Origin of the sequence: Streptomyces sp. NPDC002209 (assembly GCF_042890265.1) — a bacterium.
In the GTDB taxonomy this organism is placed as follows: Bacteria; Actinomycetota; Actinomycetes; order Streptomycetales; family Streptomycetaceae; genus Streptomyces.
Map to the genome: position 1 here is coordinate 255,940 of NZ_JBIARX010000007.1, position 17,688 is coordinate 273,627.

Here is a 17,688-nt window from a genome sequence, read left to right on the forward strand (position 1 = left end):
CCGCCCGCGCCCGGGCCCACGCCGCGTACGGTCCCCGCACGACCCCTGTGACCCGGCGCGCGCCCCCGCCCGCCGGGACGTCCGCCACGTCTTCGTGCCCGCCCCCAGGAGAGTCATGCTCCACACCGTCCTGCCCCGTACCGGTCCGGCCCCCGTCCTGCGCGGCCGCATCGGCGCCGGCTTCTCGCCGGTGCCGTACCGCTACCGCCTCTACCTGTCCGCCGCCTGTCCCGGCTCCCTGCGCGTCTCGGCCGCCCTCGCCCGGCTCGGCCTGGAGGGCTCCGTGGCCACCACCGTGCTCGGCCCGCCCGCCTCGTACACCGCGCTGCGCCGGGCCTACGAGGCCGCCGGACACTACGACGGCGCGCTCGCCGTCCCCGCCCTGTGCGACACCTGGAGCGGTCGCATCGTCGGCAACGACACGGACGATATCCTCGACGACCTGCGGCGACTGCGCGCCCACCCGGCTTTCCGCAGCGACACGTAACCCCCCGGCAGGGGGGAACCGTGAGGAGCCCGCGCAACGAATCTCCGTCCCCACCGCAAAACACGCAACGAATCGATGCGCGGAGCGCAACGGTCACGGCTTGTCGGGGTCGAACGCGCGAACGTACCTTCAATAGGACCCCCACCCCTCCTGCCACAGAGGTACGCCCATGCCCCCGCTGCGCACCGCCCTCCTCCAGAGCTCCGGACGGCTCGGCGACACCGCCGAGAACCTCAAGGCGCTCGACGAGGCCGTGGAGCGCGCCGCACAGGCGGGTGCCGGACTCCTCGTGACCTCGGAGATGTTCCTGACCGGCTACGCGCTGGAGGTCCAGGACATCGCCGCCCTCGCCGAGGCGGCCGACGGCATGTCGGCCCGCGCCATCGGCGAGATCGCCCGCCGCCACGGGGTGGCCGTCCTGTACGGCTACCCGGAGCGCGAGGGCGACACCGTGTACAACGCGGCCCAGCTCGTCGGCCCGGACGGGGTCCGGCTGGCGAACTACCGCAAGACCCACCTGTTCGGCTGCTTCGAGCAGGACGCCTTCACGCCCGGCGACACCCCCGTCGTCCAGGCGGAGCTGAACGGCCTCCGCATCGGCATCATGATCTGCTACGACGTGGAGTTCCCGGAGAACGTCCGCTCCCACGCGCTGGCCGGCACCGACCTCCTCCTGGTGCCGACCGCGCAGATGCACCCGTTCCAGTTCGTCGCCGAACAGCTGGTCCCCGTAAGGGCCTTCGAGAACCAGATGTACATCGCGTACGTCAACCGCACCGGTCCGGAAGGCGAGTTCGAGTTCGTCGGACTCAGCTGCCTGGCGAGCCCCGACGGGGTCACCCGCACCCGGGCCGGCCGCGGCGAGGAGCTGGTGATCGGCGAGGCCGACCCCGAGCTGCTGACCGCCTCGCGCGAGAACAACCCGTACCTGCGCGACCGCCGCCCCGGGCTCTACGCGTCCCTCGTCTGAGTCCCGCCACCGCCCTCCCCCCTGCCCCACCCCCGCAAGGAGCCGTACCCCATGACGTCCACGGTGCCCACCACCGCCGTCCCGCACAGCGACGGACAGCCGCCGATCACCATGTTCGGCCCGGACTTCCCGTACGCGTACGACGACTTCCTGGCCCACCCGGCGGGCCTGGGCCAGATACCGGCGACGGAGCACGGCACCGAGGTCGCGGTCATCGGCGGCGGCCTGTCCGGCATCATCTCGGCGTACGAGCTGATGAAGATGGGCCTCAAGCCCGTCGTCTACGAAGCGGACCAGATCGGCGGCCGGCTGCGCACCGTCGGCTTCGAGGGCGCCGGCACCGAGGGCCTGACCGCGGAGATGGGCGCCATGCGCTTCCCGCCGTCCTCCACGGCGCTCCAGCACTACATCGACCTCGTCGGCCTGGTCACCGAGCCCTTCCCGAACCCGCTCGCCGAGGCCACCCCCTCGACGGTCGTGGACCTCAAGGGCGAGACCCACTACGCCGAGACGATCGCCGACCTCCCGCAGATCTACCGCGACGTCGCCGACGCGTGGAACGCCTGCCTCGACGAGGGCGCCGACTTCTCCGACATGAACACCGCGATGCGCGAGCGGGACGTCCCGCGCATCCGCGAGATCTGGGCCAAGCTCGTCGAGAAGCTCGACGACGAGACCTTCTACGGCTTCCTGTGCAAGTCCGAGGCCTTCCAGTCCTTCCGCAAGCGCGAGATCTTCGGCCAGGTCGGCTTCGGCACCGGCGGCTGGGACACCGACTTCCCGAACTCCATCCTGGAGATCCTGCGCGTCGTCTACACCGAGGCGGACGACCACCACCGCGGCATCGTCGGCGGCTCGCAGCAGCTGCCGGTGCGCCTGTGGGAGCGCGAGCCCGAGAAGATCGTCCACTGGGCCCAGGGCACCTCGCTGTCCTCCCTGCACGAGGGCACCCCGCGCCCGGCGGTGACCCGCCTGCACCGCACGGCCGGCAACCGCATCACGGTGACCGACGCCGACGGCGACATCCGTACGTACCGCGCCGCGATCTTCACGGCCCAGTCCTGGATGCTCCTGTCGAAGATCGCGTGCGACGACACGCTCTTCCCGATCGACCACTGGACGGCGATCGAGCGCACCCACTACATGGAGTCGTCCAAGCTCTTCATCCCCGTGGACCGGCCGTTCTGGCTGGACAAGGACGAGGAGACCGGCCGCGACGTCATGTCGATGACCCTCACGGACCGCATGACCCGCGGTACCTACCTCCTGGACAACGGCCCGGACCAGCCGGCCGTCATCTGCCTCTCGTACACCTGGTGCGACGACAGCCTCAAGTGGCTGCCGCTGTCCGCGAACGAGCGGATGGAGGTCATGCTGAAGTCCCTCGGCGAGATCTACCCCAAGGTCGACATCCGCCGCCACGTCATCGGCAACCCGGTGACCGTGTCGTGGGAGAACGAGCCCTACTTCATGGGCGCGTTCAAGGCCAACCTGCCGGGCCACTACCGCTACCAGCGGCGCCTGTTCACCCACTTCATGCAGGACCGCCTCCCCGAGGACAAGCGCGGCATCTTCCTCGCGGGCGACGACATCTCCTGGACGGCGGGCTGGGCCGAGGGCGCGGTCCAGACGGCGCTGAACGCGGTCTGGGGCGTCATGCACCACCTCGGCGGCTCCACGGACGCCACCAACCCCGGCCCGGGCGACGTCTACGACGAGATCGCCCCGGTCGAACTCCCGGAGGACTGACCCGCTCCGGCCCCTCCGGCCCCGTGACCACGGGCCGCCCCCGCGTACACAGCGCGGCGGCGGCCCGTTTTCACGTCCGCGGCGCGGCGCGGCGCGGCGTACGCGCGCTCAGGGCGCCGGGCTCAGCACGTCGGGGTGAGGAGGCAGCGGCCGACCAGGCCGACGCCCGCGTCCAGGGAATCCGTGAACTCCTCGGCCAGGTCGGGGGAGCGGCGCAGGGTCCACAGCAGGCGGGCCGCCGACCAGGCCGCTCCCCGGGCCCGGTCCAGGCTCCACGAACCGAGCAGGTGCGTCAGCGGGTCGGCGACCTCCAGCAGGTCCGGGCCCGGCATCAGGTCCTCCCGGATGTGCTCCTCCAGGCAGACCAGGGTGTCGCCGACCCGGTCGAAGTCCGCTTCCAGGGCCCGCGGTTCGCAGTCCAGCGCCCGGCAGGTGGCCACCACCGCCAGCGCGAGGTCGTGCCCGATGTGCGCGTTGATCCCCGCCAGCGCGTGCTGCAGCGGGCGGATCCCGGGGTGGCGGCGGTACTGCAGCAGCGGCCGCCAGCACGCCGGGGCCCGGTCGGCCTCCACCGCCGACAGGTACCGCTCCGCGAACCGTACGCTGAGCGCCTCCGCGCGCCGCGGCACGGGGAACTCCCCGTGGGAGATGCGGGCGTGCAGCGTCTCGGTCACCGTCAGGTACACCCGGTTGAAGACGGCGACACCGTCCTGCGCGGGGAGCCGCTCGTCCAGGGCGCGCATCCGCGCGAGCACCGCTTCCATGGGAGGCAGGTTCCCAGCCGGCGGTGCGGATCCGGGGAACTTGGCCGTGTGCTTCCCCGGTTCGGGCGAACCCGGCTCAGGAAGGCGTGTCCCGCTGGGCGGTTTCCCCGCCCGGACCCGCCTCGCCCGCATCGCCCGCGTCGTACGCCGAGGTGCCCGAGTCGAGCAGCGGCTCCTGCGTCTTCAGGTGCGCCGGCGCGAAGTACCGCAGCGTGTGGTACCCGGTGATCACCACGATCGTGCCGAGCGCGATACCGCCCAGCTCGAAGCTGTCCGTGAGGTGCAGCTCCACCCCGCCGATGCCGATGATGATGCCCGCCGCGGCCGGCACCAGGTTCAGCGGATTGCGCAGGTCCACCCCGCCGTTGATCCAGATCTGGGCGCCGAGCAGGCCGATCATCCCGTACAGGATCACGGTGATGCCGCCCAGCACGCCGCCGGGGATCGCGGCCACGACCGCCCCGAACTTCGGGCACAGGCCGAAGAGCAGCGCGAAGCACGCCGCCGCCCAGTAGGCCGCCGTCGAGTAGACCCGGGTGGCCGCCATGACGCCGATGTTCTCGGAGTACGTGGTGTTCGGCGGGCCGCCGACCGCCGTGGACAGCATGGACGCGGCGCCGTCGGCGGCGATCGCGGTGCCGAGCTCGTCGTCGAGCGGATCGCCGGTCATCTCGCCGACGGCCTTGATGTGCCCGGCGTTCTCCGCGATCAGGGCGATCACCACCGGCAGCGCGATCAGGATCGCCGACCACTCGAACTGCGGCGCGTGGAAGGACGGCAGACCGATCCAGTCGGCCTTGCCCACCCCGGAGAGGTCGAGCCGCCAGTGGTCGACGGCCTCCTGCCCGCCCACCGTCGAGTGGATCTTGCCGAAGAGCAGGTCGAGGACCCAGGAGAGGGCGTACCCGAAGAGCAGCCCGAGGAAGATCGCGATGCGCGACCAGAAACCGCGCAGGCAGACCACGGCCGCCCCGGTGACCAGCATGGTCAGCAGCGCCGTCCACTGGTCCTGCGGCCAGTACGTCGAGGCCGTCACCGGCGCCAGGTTGAAGCCGATCAGCATGACCACCGCGCCCGTCACCACCGGCGGCATCGCCGCGTGGATGATCCGCGCCCCGAACCGCTGCACCGCGAGCCCGGCCAGGCACAGCGCCGCGCCGACCACGAACACCGCGCCCGTGACGACCGCACTGTCCCCGCCGCCCGCCCGGATCGCCGCCGCGACACCGACGAAGGAGAGCGAGCAGCCCAGGTACGAGGGGACCCGCCCGCGCGTGGCGAGCAGGAAGATCGCCGTCGCGACGCCCGACATCATGATGGCCAGGTTCGGGTCCAGGCCCATCAGGACCGGAGCGACGAAGCTCGCCCCGAACATCGCCACGACGTGCTGGGCACCGAGCCCGGCGGTACGCGGCCACGACAGCCGCTCGTCCGGCCGCACCACCGCGCCGGGGGCGGGGGTCCGCCCGTCTCCGTGCAGGGTCCAGCGCACGCCGAGGCCCATGTTCCACCACTTCCGTCGAACCGATCGATCAAGCATCCGGGCCGCAGAGCAGCGCCCGCGCAATATTACGGCCGGATACCTGCTGGTTCGTCCAGGTCTGCGGGCCTGGAGTCCGCGGCCGCCGGCCTCTGCCGCAGTACGGCGGCCCCCGCGACGAGCGCGAACGCCAGCAGGGTGACCAGCCCGAAGGACACCACGAGCGAGGTCGCGTCCGCCACCGCACCGATCGCCGACGGGGCGATCAGCCCCGAGGTGTACGTGATCGTCGCGACGCCCGCGATGGCCTGCGCAGGAGCCGGCCCGCTGCGCGCGGCCGCCGCGAACGCCAGCGGGACCACCACCGCGATGCCGAGTCCGATCAGGCCGAAGCCCGCCAGCGCCGCGGCCGGGTGGTGGGCCGTCACCACGAGCAGCCCGCCCGCGGTGGCCACCACCCCGCCCGCCCGGACCGTGCGCACCGGCCCGAACCGGTCCACCACCCGGTCCCCGGCGAGCCGGGCGACGGCCATGGTGAGCGCGAACGCAGTGGTGGAGGCGGCCGCGAGACCTGCGTCCGTGTCCAGGACGTCCCGCAGATAGACCGCGGACCAGTCCAGGCTCGCGCCCTCCGCGAAGACCGCGCAGAACCCGATCGCGCCGATCAGCAGCGCCGACCTCGGGGGCAGCGCGAAGTGCGGCGGCGCCTCGGCCTCCGCGGCGCTGCGCAGATCCAGCACCCCCCGTACGGCGATCAGCCCGGCCGCGGTCAGGGCGAGCGCGGCGACGAGGTGGTGCAGCCGGGCATCGGCCCCGGCGTGGGCGGCGACCGTGCCCGCCGCCGAGCCGAGCAGCGCACCCACGCTCCACATGCCGTGCAGCGAGGACATGATCGAGCGGCCGAGCCGGTTCTCGGTCTCCACGCCCAGCGCGTTCATCGCGACGTCCGACATCCCGGCCGTCGCCCCGTAGACGAAGAGGACGAAACACAGGACGGCCAGGTTCGGGGCGAGGCTCGGCAGGATCAGGGACAGGGTCCACAGCGAGAGCAGCCCGCGCAGCGCGGCGCGGGCGCCGAAGCGGTGGTTGATCCGGCCGGCCAGCGGCATCGCGACCGCGGCGCCCAGCGCGGGGAAGGCCAGGGCCAGGCCCAGGGTGCCCGCGCCGAGCTGCGCGTGCTCCTGGATCCAGGGGATGCGGGTGGCGAAGGAGCCGGTCACGGCACCGTGGGTGCAGAAGACGGCGGCGATGGCGATGCGGGCCCGGCGCAGGCGCGCCGGGCCGAGGTCTGTTTCCCCTGTCATGGGACTAAACTATCAGGGACCCTGCCTGATAGTTAGTGCGGACGAGGTACCTAAGATGGGCGCCGTGACTCCTGCCAAGGTGCTGACCGCCGCCGCTCCGTCGCCCGCGTCGCCGAGCACGGCCCGGGCCATCAACGACCGTCTCGCCCTGCGACTCCTCCAGGAGGAAGGGCCGCTGACCGCCACTCAGCTCAAGACGATGACCGGCCTCTCCCGCCCGTCGGTCGCCGATCTCGTCGAGCGGCTGACCGGGGCCGGGCTCATCGAGGTCGTGGGGGAGTCGGGCGAACAGCGCCGCGGCCCCAATGCCCGGCTGTACGGGATCGTCGCCCGCCGCGCGTACCTGGCGGCCCTGGACGTCCGGACGGACAGCGCCACCGCGGTGGTCGCGGACCTGCTCGGCCGCCCGCTCGCCCAGGCCGAGCTCCCGGTGGACGCGGTCGACGAAGCGGTGGACCTGCTCGAGGCGCTCGCGCGGGAGGCCGGCGCGGACCGGCTGCACACCGTGGTGGTCGGCGCCCCGGGCCTGGTGGCCCCCTCCGACGGCGTGCTGCGCAGCACCGTCGGCCTGCCCTCCTGGCACCAGGACCTGGTGGCGGCCCTGCGGCGGCGGCTGCCGGCCACGGTGGTCGTGGAGAACGAGACCAACCTCGCGGCCCTCGCCGAACAGCGGCTCGGCGCCGCGCGGGACCTGGACTCCTTCGTGCTGCTGTGGCTCGGCGCGGGCGTCGGCGCGGCGGTGGTTCTGGACGGGCGGCTGCGGCGGGGCGCGTCGGGCGGGGCGGGGGAGATCGGCTTCCTGCCGGTGCCGGGCACGGGCCGGCTGCCCTCCGCCACGGACTGCGGGGGCGGGTTCCACGCTCTGGTCGGCCGGGACGCGGTGGCCGCGCTCGCGGCGGAGCACGGCTGGGCCGGGCCGGTGCAGGAGGCGGTGGCGGGCGCCGCGGGCGAGGCCTTCCTCGAGGCGCTGGCGCAGCGGCTCGCCCTGGGCGCGGCGGCCGTCGCGGCGGTCCTGGACCCGGGGTGCCTGGTCCTGGCGGGCGAGTTGGGCCACGCGGGCGGCGCCGGCCTGGCGGCCGCGGTCGGCCGCCGGCTGACCACGCTGACGCCGGTGCCGATGGAGGTCCGCGCCACTTCCCTCGGCGATCCGGCCGTCCTCGCGGGTGCACGCCTGGCCGCCCGCGAAGCCGCGCAGGCGGACCTCTTCGCCCCCTGAGCGGCACCGGGCCGACCGGGCCGACCGGGCCGCGCACCGGGTCGCGCCCGGCCGGACGAGCTACTCGTCGTCGATGCCTTCGTCGTCGCGCAGCCGGCGCCAGATACGGGTGCGGTGCAGTACGTAGAACGCGCCGACCAGGAAGAGCACCTGGAGGCCCACGGCGAGCAGCCAGAAGACGGCCCCGCTCTCCAACTCGTCCGTCAGGTAGGCGAAGTTCATACCGAAGAACCCGGTCAGGAAGGTCAGCGGCAGAAAGATCGTCGACACGATCGCCAGACGGTTGATCACGCCGTTCTGCTCGCCGGACACGAGCGAGGAGTAGGTGCCGAAGCCCCGCCGGGCGGCCTCCTGGAGTGCCTCGATCTCCGTGAGCACCAGCCTCGACGTGCGCTGGTACTCGCGGGCGAGCCGCTGGCGCTCCTGCGGGAAATTGGGGTTCAGCACCCTGCGCGTGATCGTCTCGTCCGCCGCCTGGTGGTAGGGGAGGAGCGTGTGGTGCAGGAGGGCCGCGGTCCGGCGCAGTCGCGCCAGGCGGTAGAGCTGCTCCGGCTCCCGCCGCCGGAACATCTCGTCCTCCAGGTCCTCCACCTCCAGGAGGGCCCGGACGGCAGCGCGCCGGTACGTCTCCAGGGCCTCGCCCAGCAGCAGGAACAGCGTGGCCACGGCGTCCGGGGGCCGCTCGTGCGGGAAGCGGGCGGTGAGGCTCTCCACCAGCCCGACCGGTCCCCGGTGCACCGTGAGCAGGTACCGCTCGGTGGCCACGACGTGGATGTGGATGACCTGGCCCGCCTCGATCGCGGGGACGACGAACGCGGCGCTGTCGCCGCGGAACTCGGCTCGGACGGATTCCCTCTCCCGGCCGAGCCACTCCAGGTCCTGGGCCTCCAGGCCGAGCAGGTGGGCGACCGGCTGTCCGCCGGGGGTGTCCTCCTCGGGCAGCTCCGCGTCCACGAACAGGAAACGGGCTGCCGCGAGCCGCTCACGGGCCTCCGACACCGGGGTGCGCCGCGCGATGCCCTCCGGCATGGACACCACCGAAACGATCATCGCCCCTCACCGTGGATCATGCCGTGGGTCATGCAGTGGGTCGTCTTGTGACGGTATCTACCGCATTGTTCCCCATGGAGACCGGGCAGGCGCACCGATGACTCCACATGGCGGCCGCGCCCCACGCCCGGCTCAGCCCCCGCCTCGCCCGGCCCCGGCCCCGGCTCAGCCCCCGGCCTTCGCGGCCTCGGCTGCCCGGGCCGTCAGGAACTCGGCGAAGGTGCCCTTGCCGACGGCGTGGGACGGGGTCAGGTTGCCGCCGCGGCGGAAGGCCGCGTACGCCTTCCCCGCCAGGGGCAGCGGGAACACCTTGCGCCGCCGCCCCGTCGCCGCCAGGTACGACCGGCCCAGCTCCACCAGCGTGTGGATCTCCGGACCGCCCATGTCCGTGACCCGGCCCGCCGGGGTGGGGACGGCGAGTTCCGCCATCCGGTCGGCGACCTCCGCCACGGCGACCGGCTGCACCCTGACCCCCTTCGGCAGCGGCAGCGGCACCACGGGCACCTTCGCCAGCGCGTCCACCGCCATGGCCACCAGGTCGTGGAACTGCGTGGTCCGCAGGATCGTCACGCCCAGCCCGGACGCCTCCAGCATCCGCTCGACCTTGTACTTCACCGTGTAGTAGCCGAACGGGACCACGTCCACCCCGACGATCGAGATGTAGACGATGTTGGTGACCGTCCCGGCCCGCCGGGCCGCCTCGATGAGGTGCCCGGCGGCCACGTCGTCGCCGCCCCGCGGGCTGCTCGCGCAGTGCACGACGACCTCCGCGCCCGCCATCGCCGCGTCCAGCCCGCTGCCGTCCCGCAGGTCGACCGGGTGGTCCTTCGCGTGCCGGCTCAGGACCCGTACGTCGTGGCCCGCCGCCCGCAGCCGGGTGACGACCAGCGCGCCGAGGTTTCCGGTGCCTCCGGTGACGAGGATCGTGCTCATGGTGTCCGTTCCTTCCCTGAAGGGGTGCGTTCACCAGCTGGGACCGGACAGCCCTCAGGAACGTGACAGCTGCCGCTGAAGGAATTCCAGCTTCTGCGGATTCACCACGCTCCGCACCTCGCGGACCAGCCCGCCCTCCGTCTCCACCTGCAGGACCGTCCCGCCCACGATCAGCGCGGGCTCCCCGTTGACCTCCGCGAACGAGATCGGCAGGCCGGCCGCGAACTTGCGCAGCGCGCCCACCAGGAAGCGCGCCACCTTGTCCGGACCCAGGATCGGCCGCCGGGCCGCGCCCACGATCCCGCCGCCGTCCGCCACGTACCGCACGTCGGCGGTCAGCAGGCCCTCCAGCCGGGCCAGGTCGCCGTCGCGCGCCGCCGTCAGGAAGGTCTCGACCAGGCTCTGCCACTGCGCCGGATCCGGCTCGAAGCGGGGGCGCGGCCCGGCCGCCCGGCCCGCGGCCACCCGGACCGCGGCCCGCCGGTAGAGCTGCCGGCAGTTGGCCTCGGTCAGGTCCAGGAGCCCAGCGATCTCCCGGTGGCCGTACGCGAACGCCTCGCGCAGCACATAGACCGCCCGCTCCACCGGCGTCAGCTGCTCCAGCAGCACCAGCAGGGCCATGGAGACGCTGTCCCGCTGCTCCGCCGACTCCAGCGGGCCGAGCGCCCCGTCCCCGGTGAGGACCGGCTCCGGGAGCCAGGGGCCGACGTACTCCTCGCGCCGGGCCCGCGCCGAGGTGAGGCGGTTCAGGCACAGGCGGGTGACGACCTTGGCGAGCCAGGCCCCGGGGTGCTCGACGTCCTCGCGCCCGGCGGAGCTCCAGCGCAGCCAGGCGTCCTGGACGGTGTCCTCGGCCTCGGCGGCGGAGCCGAGCATGCGGTAGGCGATGCCGAACATCCGGGGCCGGTGCTCCTCGAAGTCCGCGACGGGTGCTGCGTCCTGTGTGATCACCGCAGCAGCCTACGAGGGGGCCGCGGCAGCACGTGCGAGGACCCGGTGGCCGCCGGGCCACCGGGTCCTCACGTTCGTTCGGCTACGGGCGGCGACGCGGGGTCAGCAGGCGCCCTGGTCCTTCCAGACGCCCCACTCGCCGGTGGTGCCGGGCTCCTCGTTCTGCGTCCACCACTGAGCCTTCCAGTTGTGGCCCTTGTGCGAGACGACGGTCCCGCCGTTGTACACCGTGCCCGCGACGTACGCCGGGTTCGTGCAGGTCCCGCCCGGGGGCGTGGTCGGGGGAGTGGTCGGCGGCGTCGTCGGGGGAGTGGTCGGCGGGGTCGTGGGCGGGGTGGTCGGGGGCTGGGTGGTGCCCGGCTCCGTCACCGTCGTGCCGCGCGCCAGGTCGCCGGCGAGGGCGTAGGTGGTGCCGGAGATGTCCACCGTCCAGTTGGAGGGCGTGGACACCGGCAGGTAGTAGTTGAACGCCAGGTCCACCGAGGCGCCGGGGGCCAGCGTCTGCCAGGCGGGGAGCTTCAGCGAGACCCGCTGGAAGTCGCCCTTCAGACCGCCGACGTTGTTGCCGCTGTGGCCGGTGGCGATCACCTTCGTGCCGAAGCCGGACTGGTCCGAGGCGTTGGCCGGGGCCGAGGTCCCGTAGTCGAACTGGAACTCGGTGCCGCCGGGCAGCGTGGTCTTCGTGTTGTTGGTGATCTTGAGCTTCGGGGTGATCGGGTAGTTGGAGTCGCCCAGCTTGAACTCGGTGAACTCCGTCTTGATGTCCACGGCCCGGGCCGGCAGCGCGCCGCCCGCCTTCTTCGCGCCGTACGGCGCGGCCGCCTTGAACTTGTCGTACATCAGGGAGGTGAGCGTGTCGCCCATCTCGTACTGGCCCTTGGCGGAGTTGTACGCGTAGTCGCCCGCCAGCTCCCAGACCATCGTGCCGCCGATGCCCTTGTTGACCACGTAGTCGGCCTTCGCGGCGACGGACTGCTCGTCCTCCGTCGACAGGAAGACCTTCTTCTGGGCGTTCCACAGCCACGGCGCCACCAGGGTGGAGTCGTACTTGCGGGCGTAGGTGCCGGTCAGGGTGGTGTTCGCCGGGAAGCCGTACCGGGTGACGTAGTCGCCGACGACGCCCTTCTCCAGGTTCTTGGCGTGCCACATCGGGTTGGAGCCCGCCGGGGACTCGGCCCCGTTGGTGTCCAGGTCGTGCCACAGGTTGTCGATGCCGACCGCGCCGTCACCGCATTTGGTCAGCCCGGCGCCGGCCGGGCAGGTGGTCGCCGGTGCCTTGCCCCACAGGCCGTCCGTGCCGCCCTGCACGTTCTTGAAGCCGCGGGTGTAGTAGGGCAGGCCCATGTTGATGCGGCCCGCCGGCATCGAGCCGCGGAAGTAGTGGTAGGCCCAGTCGGAGTTCAGGTAGCCGATGCCGCCGTACTGGGAGGTGGAGTAGACGCCGGCGGCGGCCAGTTCGCCGTCCTTGCCGTCGTCGAAGAGCGAGGCGTTCGGGCCGACGTACTCGTTCCAGGCGCCGTGCAGGTCGTAGGACATGATGTTGACGTAGTCCAGGTACTTCTGCATCTGGAACGTCTCCATGCCCCGCAGCAGGTAGCCGGAGGAGGGGGCGGCGACGGAGAGCAGGTAGTGCTTGCCGTCGGCGGCGCCCGCACGGTCGAGCTTCTCGCGCAGCGACTTCATCAGCGCGGCGTAGCCCTGGACGAGCCCGGCCCGGCGGGCGTTGGAGAGCTGCCAGTCCAGCGGGTTGCCCGCGTCCTTCATGGTGGTCGGGTACTCGTAGTCGATGTCGACGCCGTTGAACCCGTACGTGCGGATGAACTCGACCGAGGAGTCCGCGAACGTGTCGATGCCGGCCTGGTTGACCGAGCCGTCGGCGTTGGTGGCCATCGAGTAGAAGCCGCCGGAGGCGACGCGGTTGCCGTCGTCGCCGAAGTAGCCGCCGGTCTCGGCCCAGCCGCCGACCGAGATCAGCGTCTTCACGTTCGGGTACTGCTTCTTGAATTTGTTCAGCAGGTTGAAGTGGCCCTTGTACGGCAGGGCCGGGTCCATCTCGGCGCCCGCGACACCCGGCCAGGTCATCCCGGTGGCGGCGTTGTTCGCGTTGTCCGCGCCGACCGAGATCCTGTTGTCGGCGCCTACGTGGGCGAAGGCGTAATTCAGATGGGTGACCTTGGACCACGGGACGTTGTTGGCGAGGTAGGCGGGGGTGCCGTCCTTGCCGGTCCGCCACCCGGTGAAATATCCGATGACGCGGCGCTGGTGGTCGGCGCCCATCTTCTCGCGGCCTTCGGAGTCGTAGACCGAGCAGTACGGGACGTCGACTCCGGCCGTCTTGTAGAGCCCGTCCGGGCGACAGCCCTCGTTGTCGGCGGCGTGTGAGACGCCGGTCGAGAGCCCGCCCATCAGCAGTCCGGCGATTGCGGCGCCGGATGCCAGGAGCATCGCTCTCGTACGTGTGGGGGACGGCATGGTGCCTCCTGGGGAGGGGAGGATGGCAGGACACGAAAGGGCACAACAGGCGGAAAAGTGGTGCGTGTTGGCCCGTGACGTGCGCACATCTGACGGGCTGTCTCCCGGGGAGGGTGAAGGGAACGTTAAGAGGACTAGACCACCTCGTCAATAGGTCTGTACCAATCGCAGGCGTACTTGACAGACTCCCGCGGAACACCCTCTCTGTGACCCAGGCCACAGCCCCTCACTCGCATGGCCGCCGATCACCCGTGGCAAACTGGCAGCAGTACCAGTAAGCAGCGCACTCCGGGGTCGGTGTAATTCCGAACCGGCGGTATAGTCCGCGACCCGTCCGCAGCCAGCGGCCGGTTGACCAGGTGAAATTCCTGGACCGACGGTGAAAGTCCGGATGGGAGGCAGTGCGCGGCGGGCCAGTCACCGGTACGCCGCCGTCGGCGGTTCATCGGCGTATCCCCTGCGGAAACGTCCGGGCGGACCGTTTTTTCGGCCTCGGCGTCCCCGTGTGTGCTGAACCGCTTCATCTGTCGTATCCCGACAGGCCCCGGAGTCCGTGCCCGACAGAGGCAGGAGGACCCGGTGGCGAACCATGCCGCGAACGCACCGCACGTCATCGGCGATGCCGATGCCGACGCGCAGGCCATGCGCCGCGCCATCGAGCTCGCCGCCCGCGGCCTCGGCTCCACCAGCCCCAACCCGGTCGTCGGCTGCGTCATCACGGACGCCGCGGGCACCGTCGTCGGCGAGGGCTGGCACGAGCGGGCCGGCGGCCCCCACGCCGAGGTCCACGCCCTGCGCACGGCAGGCGCGGCAGCCCGCGGCGGCACCGCCTACGTCACCCTCGAACCCTGCAACCACACCGGTCGTACGGGGCCCTGCGCCCAGGCGCTCGTCGAGGCCGGGGTCACCCGGGTGGTCTACGCCGTCGCGGACCCGAACCCGCAGGCCAGCGGCGGCGGCGACACCCTGCTCGGCGCCGGGGTCAAGGCCGAGGGCGGGCTCCTGGAGGCCGAGGCGGCAACGGGCAACGCCGCCTGGCTCACCTCCGTACGCCTCGGCCGCCCGCACGTGACCTGGAAGTACGCGGCCACCCTCGACGGCCGCAGCGCCGCCGAGGACGGCAGCAGCCGCTGGATCACCGGCCCGCAGTCCCGCGCCGACGTCCACCGGCTGCGCGCCGAGGCCGACGCCGTCCTCGTGGGCGGCGGCACCCTGCGCGAGGACGACCCGCACCTGGCCGTCCGCGGCATCGCGGGAGCCACCCAGCCCCTGCGCGTCGCCCTCGACACCCGTGCCGGCCTGCTGCCGACCGCCCGCGTCCTCGACGACGCCGCACCCACGCTGCTCGTCACCGGCGAGGACGCCGACACCCGGCACCTGCCGGGCGTCGAGCTGCTCCGGCTGCCCCTGCACGCCGGCCGCATCGCCGTCCACGACCTGCTCACCGAGCTGTACGCCCGCGGCGTGCGCTCCGTCCTGCTCGAAGGCGGCCCGACCCTGGCCGGAGCCTTCCTGGAGGCCGGAGCCGTCGACCGGGTCATCGGCTACCTCGCCCCGGCCCTCCTCGGCTCCGGCCCCGCCGCCCTGGCCGGCGCAGGCATCACGAACATCGCCCACGCGATACGCCTCGACATCACCGAGGCCGTCCGCGTCGGCACCGATCTCCGCATCACCGCAGTACCCGCAGCCGCCCCCACCACCGCCCCCAAGGAGCACTGAGTGTTCACCGGAATCGTCGAAGAACTGGGCGAGGTCACCGCCGTCGAGCAGCTCGCCGAGGCCTCCCGCTTCCGCCTGCGCGGCCCCGTCGTCACCGACGGCGCCAAGCACGGCGACTCCATCGCCGTCAACGGCGTCTGCCTGACCGTCGTGGAGACCGCCGACGGCGAGTTCACCGCCGACGTCATGCAGGAGACCCTGAACCGCTCCAGCCTCGGCGCCCTCGACAAGGGCTCCCGGGTCAACCTGGAGCGCCCGATGGCCCTCGGCGGACGGCTCGGCGGACACCTGGTCCAGGGGCACGTGGACGGCACCGGCGAGATCCTCTCCCGCACACCCTCCGAGCACTGGGAGATCGTCAAGGTCGCACTCCCCGCGCACCTGTCCCGGTACGTCGTCGAGAAGGGCTCCATCACGGTCGACGGCGTCAGCCTCACCGTGGTCGAAGCCGCCGCCGACTACTTCACCATCAGCCTCATCCCCACCACCCTCGCGCTGACCACGCTCGGCATCAAGCAGCCCGGCGACCCCGTCAACCTCGAGGTCGACGTCCTCGCGAAGTACGTCGAACGCCTGCTGGCCGCCGGTGTGAACCCCCTGACCGCGACCCCCGGCGAAGGCAAGGAGGCCGACCGGTGAGCGCCCTGACCTGGCTCAACGCCGAGGCCTTCACGGTCTTCGGCCAGAAGGTCATCTGGTCCGACATGATCGGCAACCTGATGGGCCTGGCCGCCCTCGCCCTCGGCTGGCGCCGCTCGATTTGGACCTGGCCCGCCCAGCTCCTGTCCGGCCTGATCCTCATAGCCGCCTACGCCTCCGCCCACCTCGCAGGCGGCGTCGGCAAGCAGCTCCTCGTCATCGGCGTGGCCGCATGGGGCTGGCGCGCCTGGCAGCTCGGCAGGAAGCAGGCCCAGGACGGCACCCTCGCCGTGCGCACCGCGACCTGGACCGAGCGCGGACTGCTCCTGGCCGGCGCGGCCCTCGGCACCCTCGCCGTCGGCGGCCTGTTCACGCTCTTCCCGGACCTGTCCTGGAGCCCGTGGGCCGACGCCTACATCTTCGTCGGCACGATCGTCGCGATGGTCGCCCAGGCCCGCGGCCTGGTCGAGTTCTGGTTCGCCTGGCTCCTCGTCGACCTGGTCGGCGTCCCGCTCGCCTTCACCAACGGACTGGCCTTCTCCGGCCTCGTCTACGTCGTCTACTTCGCGCTCGTCCTGTGGGGCGCCCACGACTGGTACCAGCGTTCGCGCACCACCCCCGCCCCGGCCCTGGAAGGAGCAACGGCATGAACTCCCTCAAGCCCGTGCCCGACATCGACGCCGTCCTCGACGCCGTCTTCCGGCTCGACCCCGTCGAGCAGGCCATCCGCGACATCGCGGCCGGCCGGCCGGTCGTCGTCGTCGACGACGAGGACCGCGAGAACGAGGGCGACCTCGTCATCGCCGCCGAGAAGGCCACCCCCGAGATCGTCGCGTTCATGATGAGCGAGTGCCGCGGCCTGATCTGCGCCCCCATGGAGGGCCCCGAGCTGGAGCGGCTCGAGCTGCCCCAGATGGTCCAGCACAACACCGAGTCGATGAAGACCGCCTTCACGGTCTCCGTCGACGCGAGCGCCGCCCACGGCGTCACCACCGGCATCTCGGCCGCCGACCGCTCCACCACCCTGCGGATGCTCGCCGACGGGGTCTCCGAGCCCTCGGACTTCGTCCGCCCCGGCCACGTCTTCCCGCTGCGCGCCAAGCCCGGCGGCGTCCTGGTCCGCAACGGCCACACCGAGGCCGCCGTCGACCTCGCCCGCCTCGCGGGCCTGCGCCCCGTCGGCGCGATCGTGGAGATCGCCGGCGAGGACGGCGTCATGCTGCGCCTGCCCGAGCTGATCCCCTTCGCCCGCAAGCACGGCCTGACGATCATCTCCATCGAGGACCTGATCGCCTACCGCCGCTCCGCCGAGCCGACCGTGCGCCGCGAGGCCGAGGTCGTCCTGCCGACCGCCCACGGCGACTTCACGGCGTACGGCTACCGCTCCACCGTCGACGGCGTCGAGCACGTCGCCCTCGTCCACGGCGAGATCGGCGACGGCAAGGACGTCGTGGTCCGGGTCCACTCCGAGTGCCTGACCGGCGACATCTTCCACTCGCTGCGCTGCGACTGCGGCCCCCAGCTGCACGCCTCCATGGCCCGCATCAAGGAGGCCGGCCGAGGCGTGGTCGTCTACCTGCGCGGCCACGAGGGCCGTGGCATCGGGCTCGTGTCCAAGCTGCGCGCGTACGAGCTCCAGGAGCGCGGCCGCGACACCCTCGACGCCAACCTGGAGCTCGGCCTGCCGGCCGACGCCCGCGACTACGCCGCCGGCGCGCAGATCCTCGCCGACCTCGGCGTCAGGAGCGTCCGGCTGCTGACCAACAACCCCGACAAGTCCGAGGCCCTCGTACGGCACGGCATCGCGGTCAACGACCGGGTGGCCATGCCCATGGAGGCGGGCGAGCACAATCTGCGGTACCTGCGCACCAAGCGGGACCGGATGGGTCACGACCTGCCCTGGCTGGAGCCGACCGTGACCACCTCCGCCTGCGGCAACCAGTAAGCACGAACC

At 72.3% G+C, this 17,688-nt stretch carries 15 protein-coding genes and 1 riboswitch; of the genes, 8 read left to right on the top strand and 7 right to left on the bottom strand.

All coding sequences use genetic code 11. From position 1 onward, the window contains the following. The first annotated feature begins 115 nt into the window (after positions 1 to 115). The 3 genes from ACFYXK_RS17125 to ACFYXK_RS17135 all read left to right on the top strand — a co-directional run bounded on the left by ACFYXK_RS17125 (position 116) and on the right by ACFYXK_RS17135 (position 3,206). The gene (locus ACFYXK_RS17125) at positions 116 to 487 is read left to right on the top strand and encodes a hypothetical protein (protein ID WP_383511994.1); all 372 of its coding nucleotides are present in this window, start codon (positions 116 to 118) and stop codon (positions 485 to 487) included. Positions 488 to 656: 169 nt separating this feature from the next. Then, positions 657 to 1,457 carry a carbon-nitrogen hydrolase family protein gene (locus ACFYXK_RS17130; RefSeq protein ID WP_389411826.1) on the top strand — a complete coding sequence of 267 codons (801 nt, stop codon included), beginning with the start codon at positions 657 to 659 and terminating at the stop codon, positions 1,455 to 1,457. A gap of 51 nt (positions 1,458 to 1,508) precedes the next feature. Further along, on the top strand, positions 1,509 to 3,206 hold the full coding sequence (locus tag ACFYXK_RS17135) for a flavin monoamine oxidase family protein (RefSeq protein ID WP_389411827.1): 1,698 nt from the start codon (positions 1,509 to 1,511) through the stop codon (positions 3,204 to 3,206). A gap of 122 nt (positions 3,207 to 3,328) precedes the next feature. Here ACFYXK_RS17135 and ACFYXK_RS17140 read toward each other — a convergent pair whose 3' ends face one another. The 3 genes from ACFYXK_RS17140 to ACFYXK_RS17150 all read right to left on the bottom strand — a co-directional run bounded on the left by ACFYXK_RS17140 (position 3,329) and on the right by ACFYXK_RS17150 (position 6,754). Beyond that, a complete protein-coding gene (locus ACFYXK_RS17140; RefSeq protein WP_389411828.1) occupies positions 3,329 to 3,970 on the bottom strand; it encodes a DUF5995 family protein in 642 nt (213 codons plus the stop codon). A gap of 76 nt (positions 3,971 to 4,046) precedes the next feature. Continuing rightward, entirely contained in the window at positions 4,047 to 5,474 is a 1,428-nt protein-coding gene (locus tag ACFYXK_RS17145; RefSeq protein ID WP_389411829.1) for a uracil-xanthine permease family protein, read from the bottom strand. Positions 5,475 to 5,539: 65 nt separating this feature from the next. Further along, a complete protein-coding gene (locus ACFYXK_RS17150; RefSeq protein ID WP_389411830.1) occupies positions 5,540 to 6,754 on the bottom strand; it encodes an MFS transporter in 1,215 nt (404 codons plus the stop codon). A 55-nt stretch (positions 6,755 to 6,809) separates the two neighbouring features. Between ACFYXK_RS17150 and ACFYXK_RS17155 the strand changes: the two genes are divergently transcribed. Then, a complete protein-coding gene (locus ACFYXK_RS17155; RefSeq protein WP_389411831.1) occupies positions 6,810 to 7,970 on the top strand; it encodes an ROK family transcriptional regulator in 1,161 nt (386 codons plus the stop codon). A 60-nt stretch (positions 7,971 to 8,030) separates the two neighbouring features. On the opposite strand, the gene ACFYXK_RS17160 is transcribed toward ACFYXK_RS17155, so the two are convergent. The 4 genes from ACFYXK_RS17160 to ACFYXK_RS17175 form a co-directional block, all read right to left on the bottom strand. Continuing rightward, on the bottom strand, positions 8,031 to 9,020 hold the full coding sequence (locus ACFYXK_RS17160; protein WP_389411832.1) for a CorA family divalent cation transporter: 990 nt from the start codon (positions 9,018 to 9,020) through the stop codon (positions 8,031 to 8,033). 165 nt (positions 9,021 to 9,185) lie between these two features. After that, complete coding sequence (locus tag ACFYXK_RS17165; RefSeq protein ID WP_389411833.1) at positions 9,186 to 9,953, bottom strand: SDR family oxidoreductase; 768 nt, start codon at positions 9,951 to 9,953, stop codon at positions 9,186 to 9,188. A gap of 54 nt (positions 9,954 to 10,007) precedes the next feature. Further along, entirely contained in the window at positions 10,008 to 10,904 is an 897-nt protein-coding gene (locus ACFYXK_RS17170; RefSeq protein WP_389411834.1) for an RNA polymerase sigma-70 factor, read from the bottom strand. Positions 10,905 to 11,006: 102 nt separating this feature from the next. Then, positions 11,007 to 13,376 carry a chitinase C-terminal domain-containing protein gene (locus ACFYXK_RS17175; RefSeq protein ID WP_389411835.1) on the bottom strand — a complete coding sequence of 790 codons (2,370 nt, stop codon included), beginning with the start codon at positions 13,374 to 13,376 and terminating at the stop codon, positions 11,007 to 11,009. A 279-nt stretch (positions 13,377 to 13,655) separates the two neighbouring features. Beyond that, positions 13,656 to 13,785: riboswitch (FMN riboswitch) on the top strand. Positions 13,786 to 14,018: 233 nt separating this feature from the next. Between ACFYXK_RS17175 and ribD the strand changes: the two genes are divergently transcribed. From ribD to ACFYXK_RS17195, 4 genes are read left to right on the top strand one after another with little or no spacing between them, the layout of a single operon-like run. Next, entirely contained in the window at positions 14,019 to 15,095 is a 1,077-nt protein-coding gene (gene ribD, locus ACFYXK_RS17180) for a bifunctional diaminohydroxyphosphoribosylaminopyrimidine deaminase/5-amino-6-(5-phosphoribosylamino)uracil reductase RibD (protein ID WP_389411888.1), read from the top strand. Then, the gene (locus ACFYXK_RS17185; RefSeq protein ID WP_389411836.1) at positions 15,096 to 15,734 is read left to right on the top strand and encodes a riboflavin synthase; all 639 of its coding nucleotides are present in this window, start codon (positions 15,096 to 15,098) and stop codon (positions 15,732 to 15,734) included. It begins immediately after the preceding gene. After that, on the top strand, positions 15,731 to 16,384 hold the full coding sequence (locus ACFYXK_RS17190; RefSeq protein WP_266669010.1) for a nicotinamide mononucleotide transporter family protein: 654 nt from the start codon (positions 15,731 to 15,733) through the stop codon (positions 16,382 to 16,384). The genes ACFYXK_RS17185 and ACFYXK_RS17190 overlap by 4 nt, the downstream gene beginning before the upstream one ends. Beyond that, a complete protein-coding gene (locus tag ACFYXK_RS17195) occupies positions 16,381 to 17,679 on the top strand; it encodes a bifunctional 3,4-dihydroxy-2-butanone-4-phosphate synthase/GTP cyclohydrolase II (RefSeq protein ID WP_389411837.1) in 1,299 nt (432 codons plus the stop codon). Before ACFYXK_RS17190 ends, ACFYXK_RS17195 begins: the two co-directional genes overlap by 4 nt. The last annotated feature ends 9 nt before the right edge of the window (positions 17,680 to 17,688 follow it).

Bases quoted from the DNA above. Each gene is read 5' to 3' on its own strand.
- ACFYXK_RS17125 (WP_383511994.1), top strand. From the start codon at position 116: ATGCTCCACACCGTCCTGCCCCGTACCGGTCCGGCCCCCGTCCTGCGC.
- ACFYXK_RS17130 (WP_389411826.1), top strand. From the start codon at position 657: ATGCCCCCGCTGCGCACCGCCCTCCTCCAGAGCTCCGGACGGCTCGGC.
- ACFYXK_RS17135 (WP_389411827.1), top strand. From the start codon at position 1,509: ATGACGTCCACGGTGCCCACCACCGCCGTCCCGCACAGCGACGGACAG.
- ACFYXK_RS17140 (WP_389411828.1), bottom strand. From the start codon at position 3,970: ATGGAAGCGGTGCTCGCGCGGATGCGCGCCCTGGACGAGCGGCTCCCC.
- ACFYXK_RS17145 (WP_389411829.1), bottom strand. From the start codon at position 5,474: ATGGGCCTCGGCGTGCGCTGGACCCTGCACGGAGACGGGCGGACCCCC.
- ACFYXK_RS17150 (WP_389411830.1), bottom strand. From the start codon at position 6,754: ATGACAGGGGAAACAGACCTCGGCCCGGCGCGCCTGCGCCGGGCCCGC.
- ACFYXK_RS17155 (WP_389411831.1), top strand. From the start codon at position 6,810: ATGGGCGCCGTGACTCCTGCCAAGGTGCTGACCGCCGCCGCTCCGTCG.
- ACFYXK_RS17160 (WP_389411832.1), bottom strand. From the start codon at position 9,020: ATGATCGTTTCGGTGGTGTCCATGCCGGAGGGCATCGCGCGGCGCACC.
- ACFYXK_RS17165 (WP_389411833.1), bottom strand. From the start codon at position 9,953: ATGAGCACGATCCTCGTCACCGGAGGCACCGGAAACCTCGGCGCGCTG.
- ACFYXK_RS17175 (WP_389411835.1), bottom strand. From the start codon at position 13,376: ATGCCGTCCCCCACACGTACGAGAGCGATGCTCCTGGCATCCGGCGCC.
- ribD (WP_389411888.1), top strand. From the start codon at position 14,019: ATGCGCCGCGCCATCGAGCTCGCCGCCCGCGGCCTCGGCTCCACCAGC.
- ACFYXK_RS17195 (WP_389411837.1), top strand. From the start codon at position 16,381: ATGAACTCCCTCAAGCCCGTGCCCGACATCGACGCCGTCCTCGACGCC.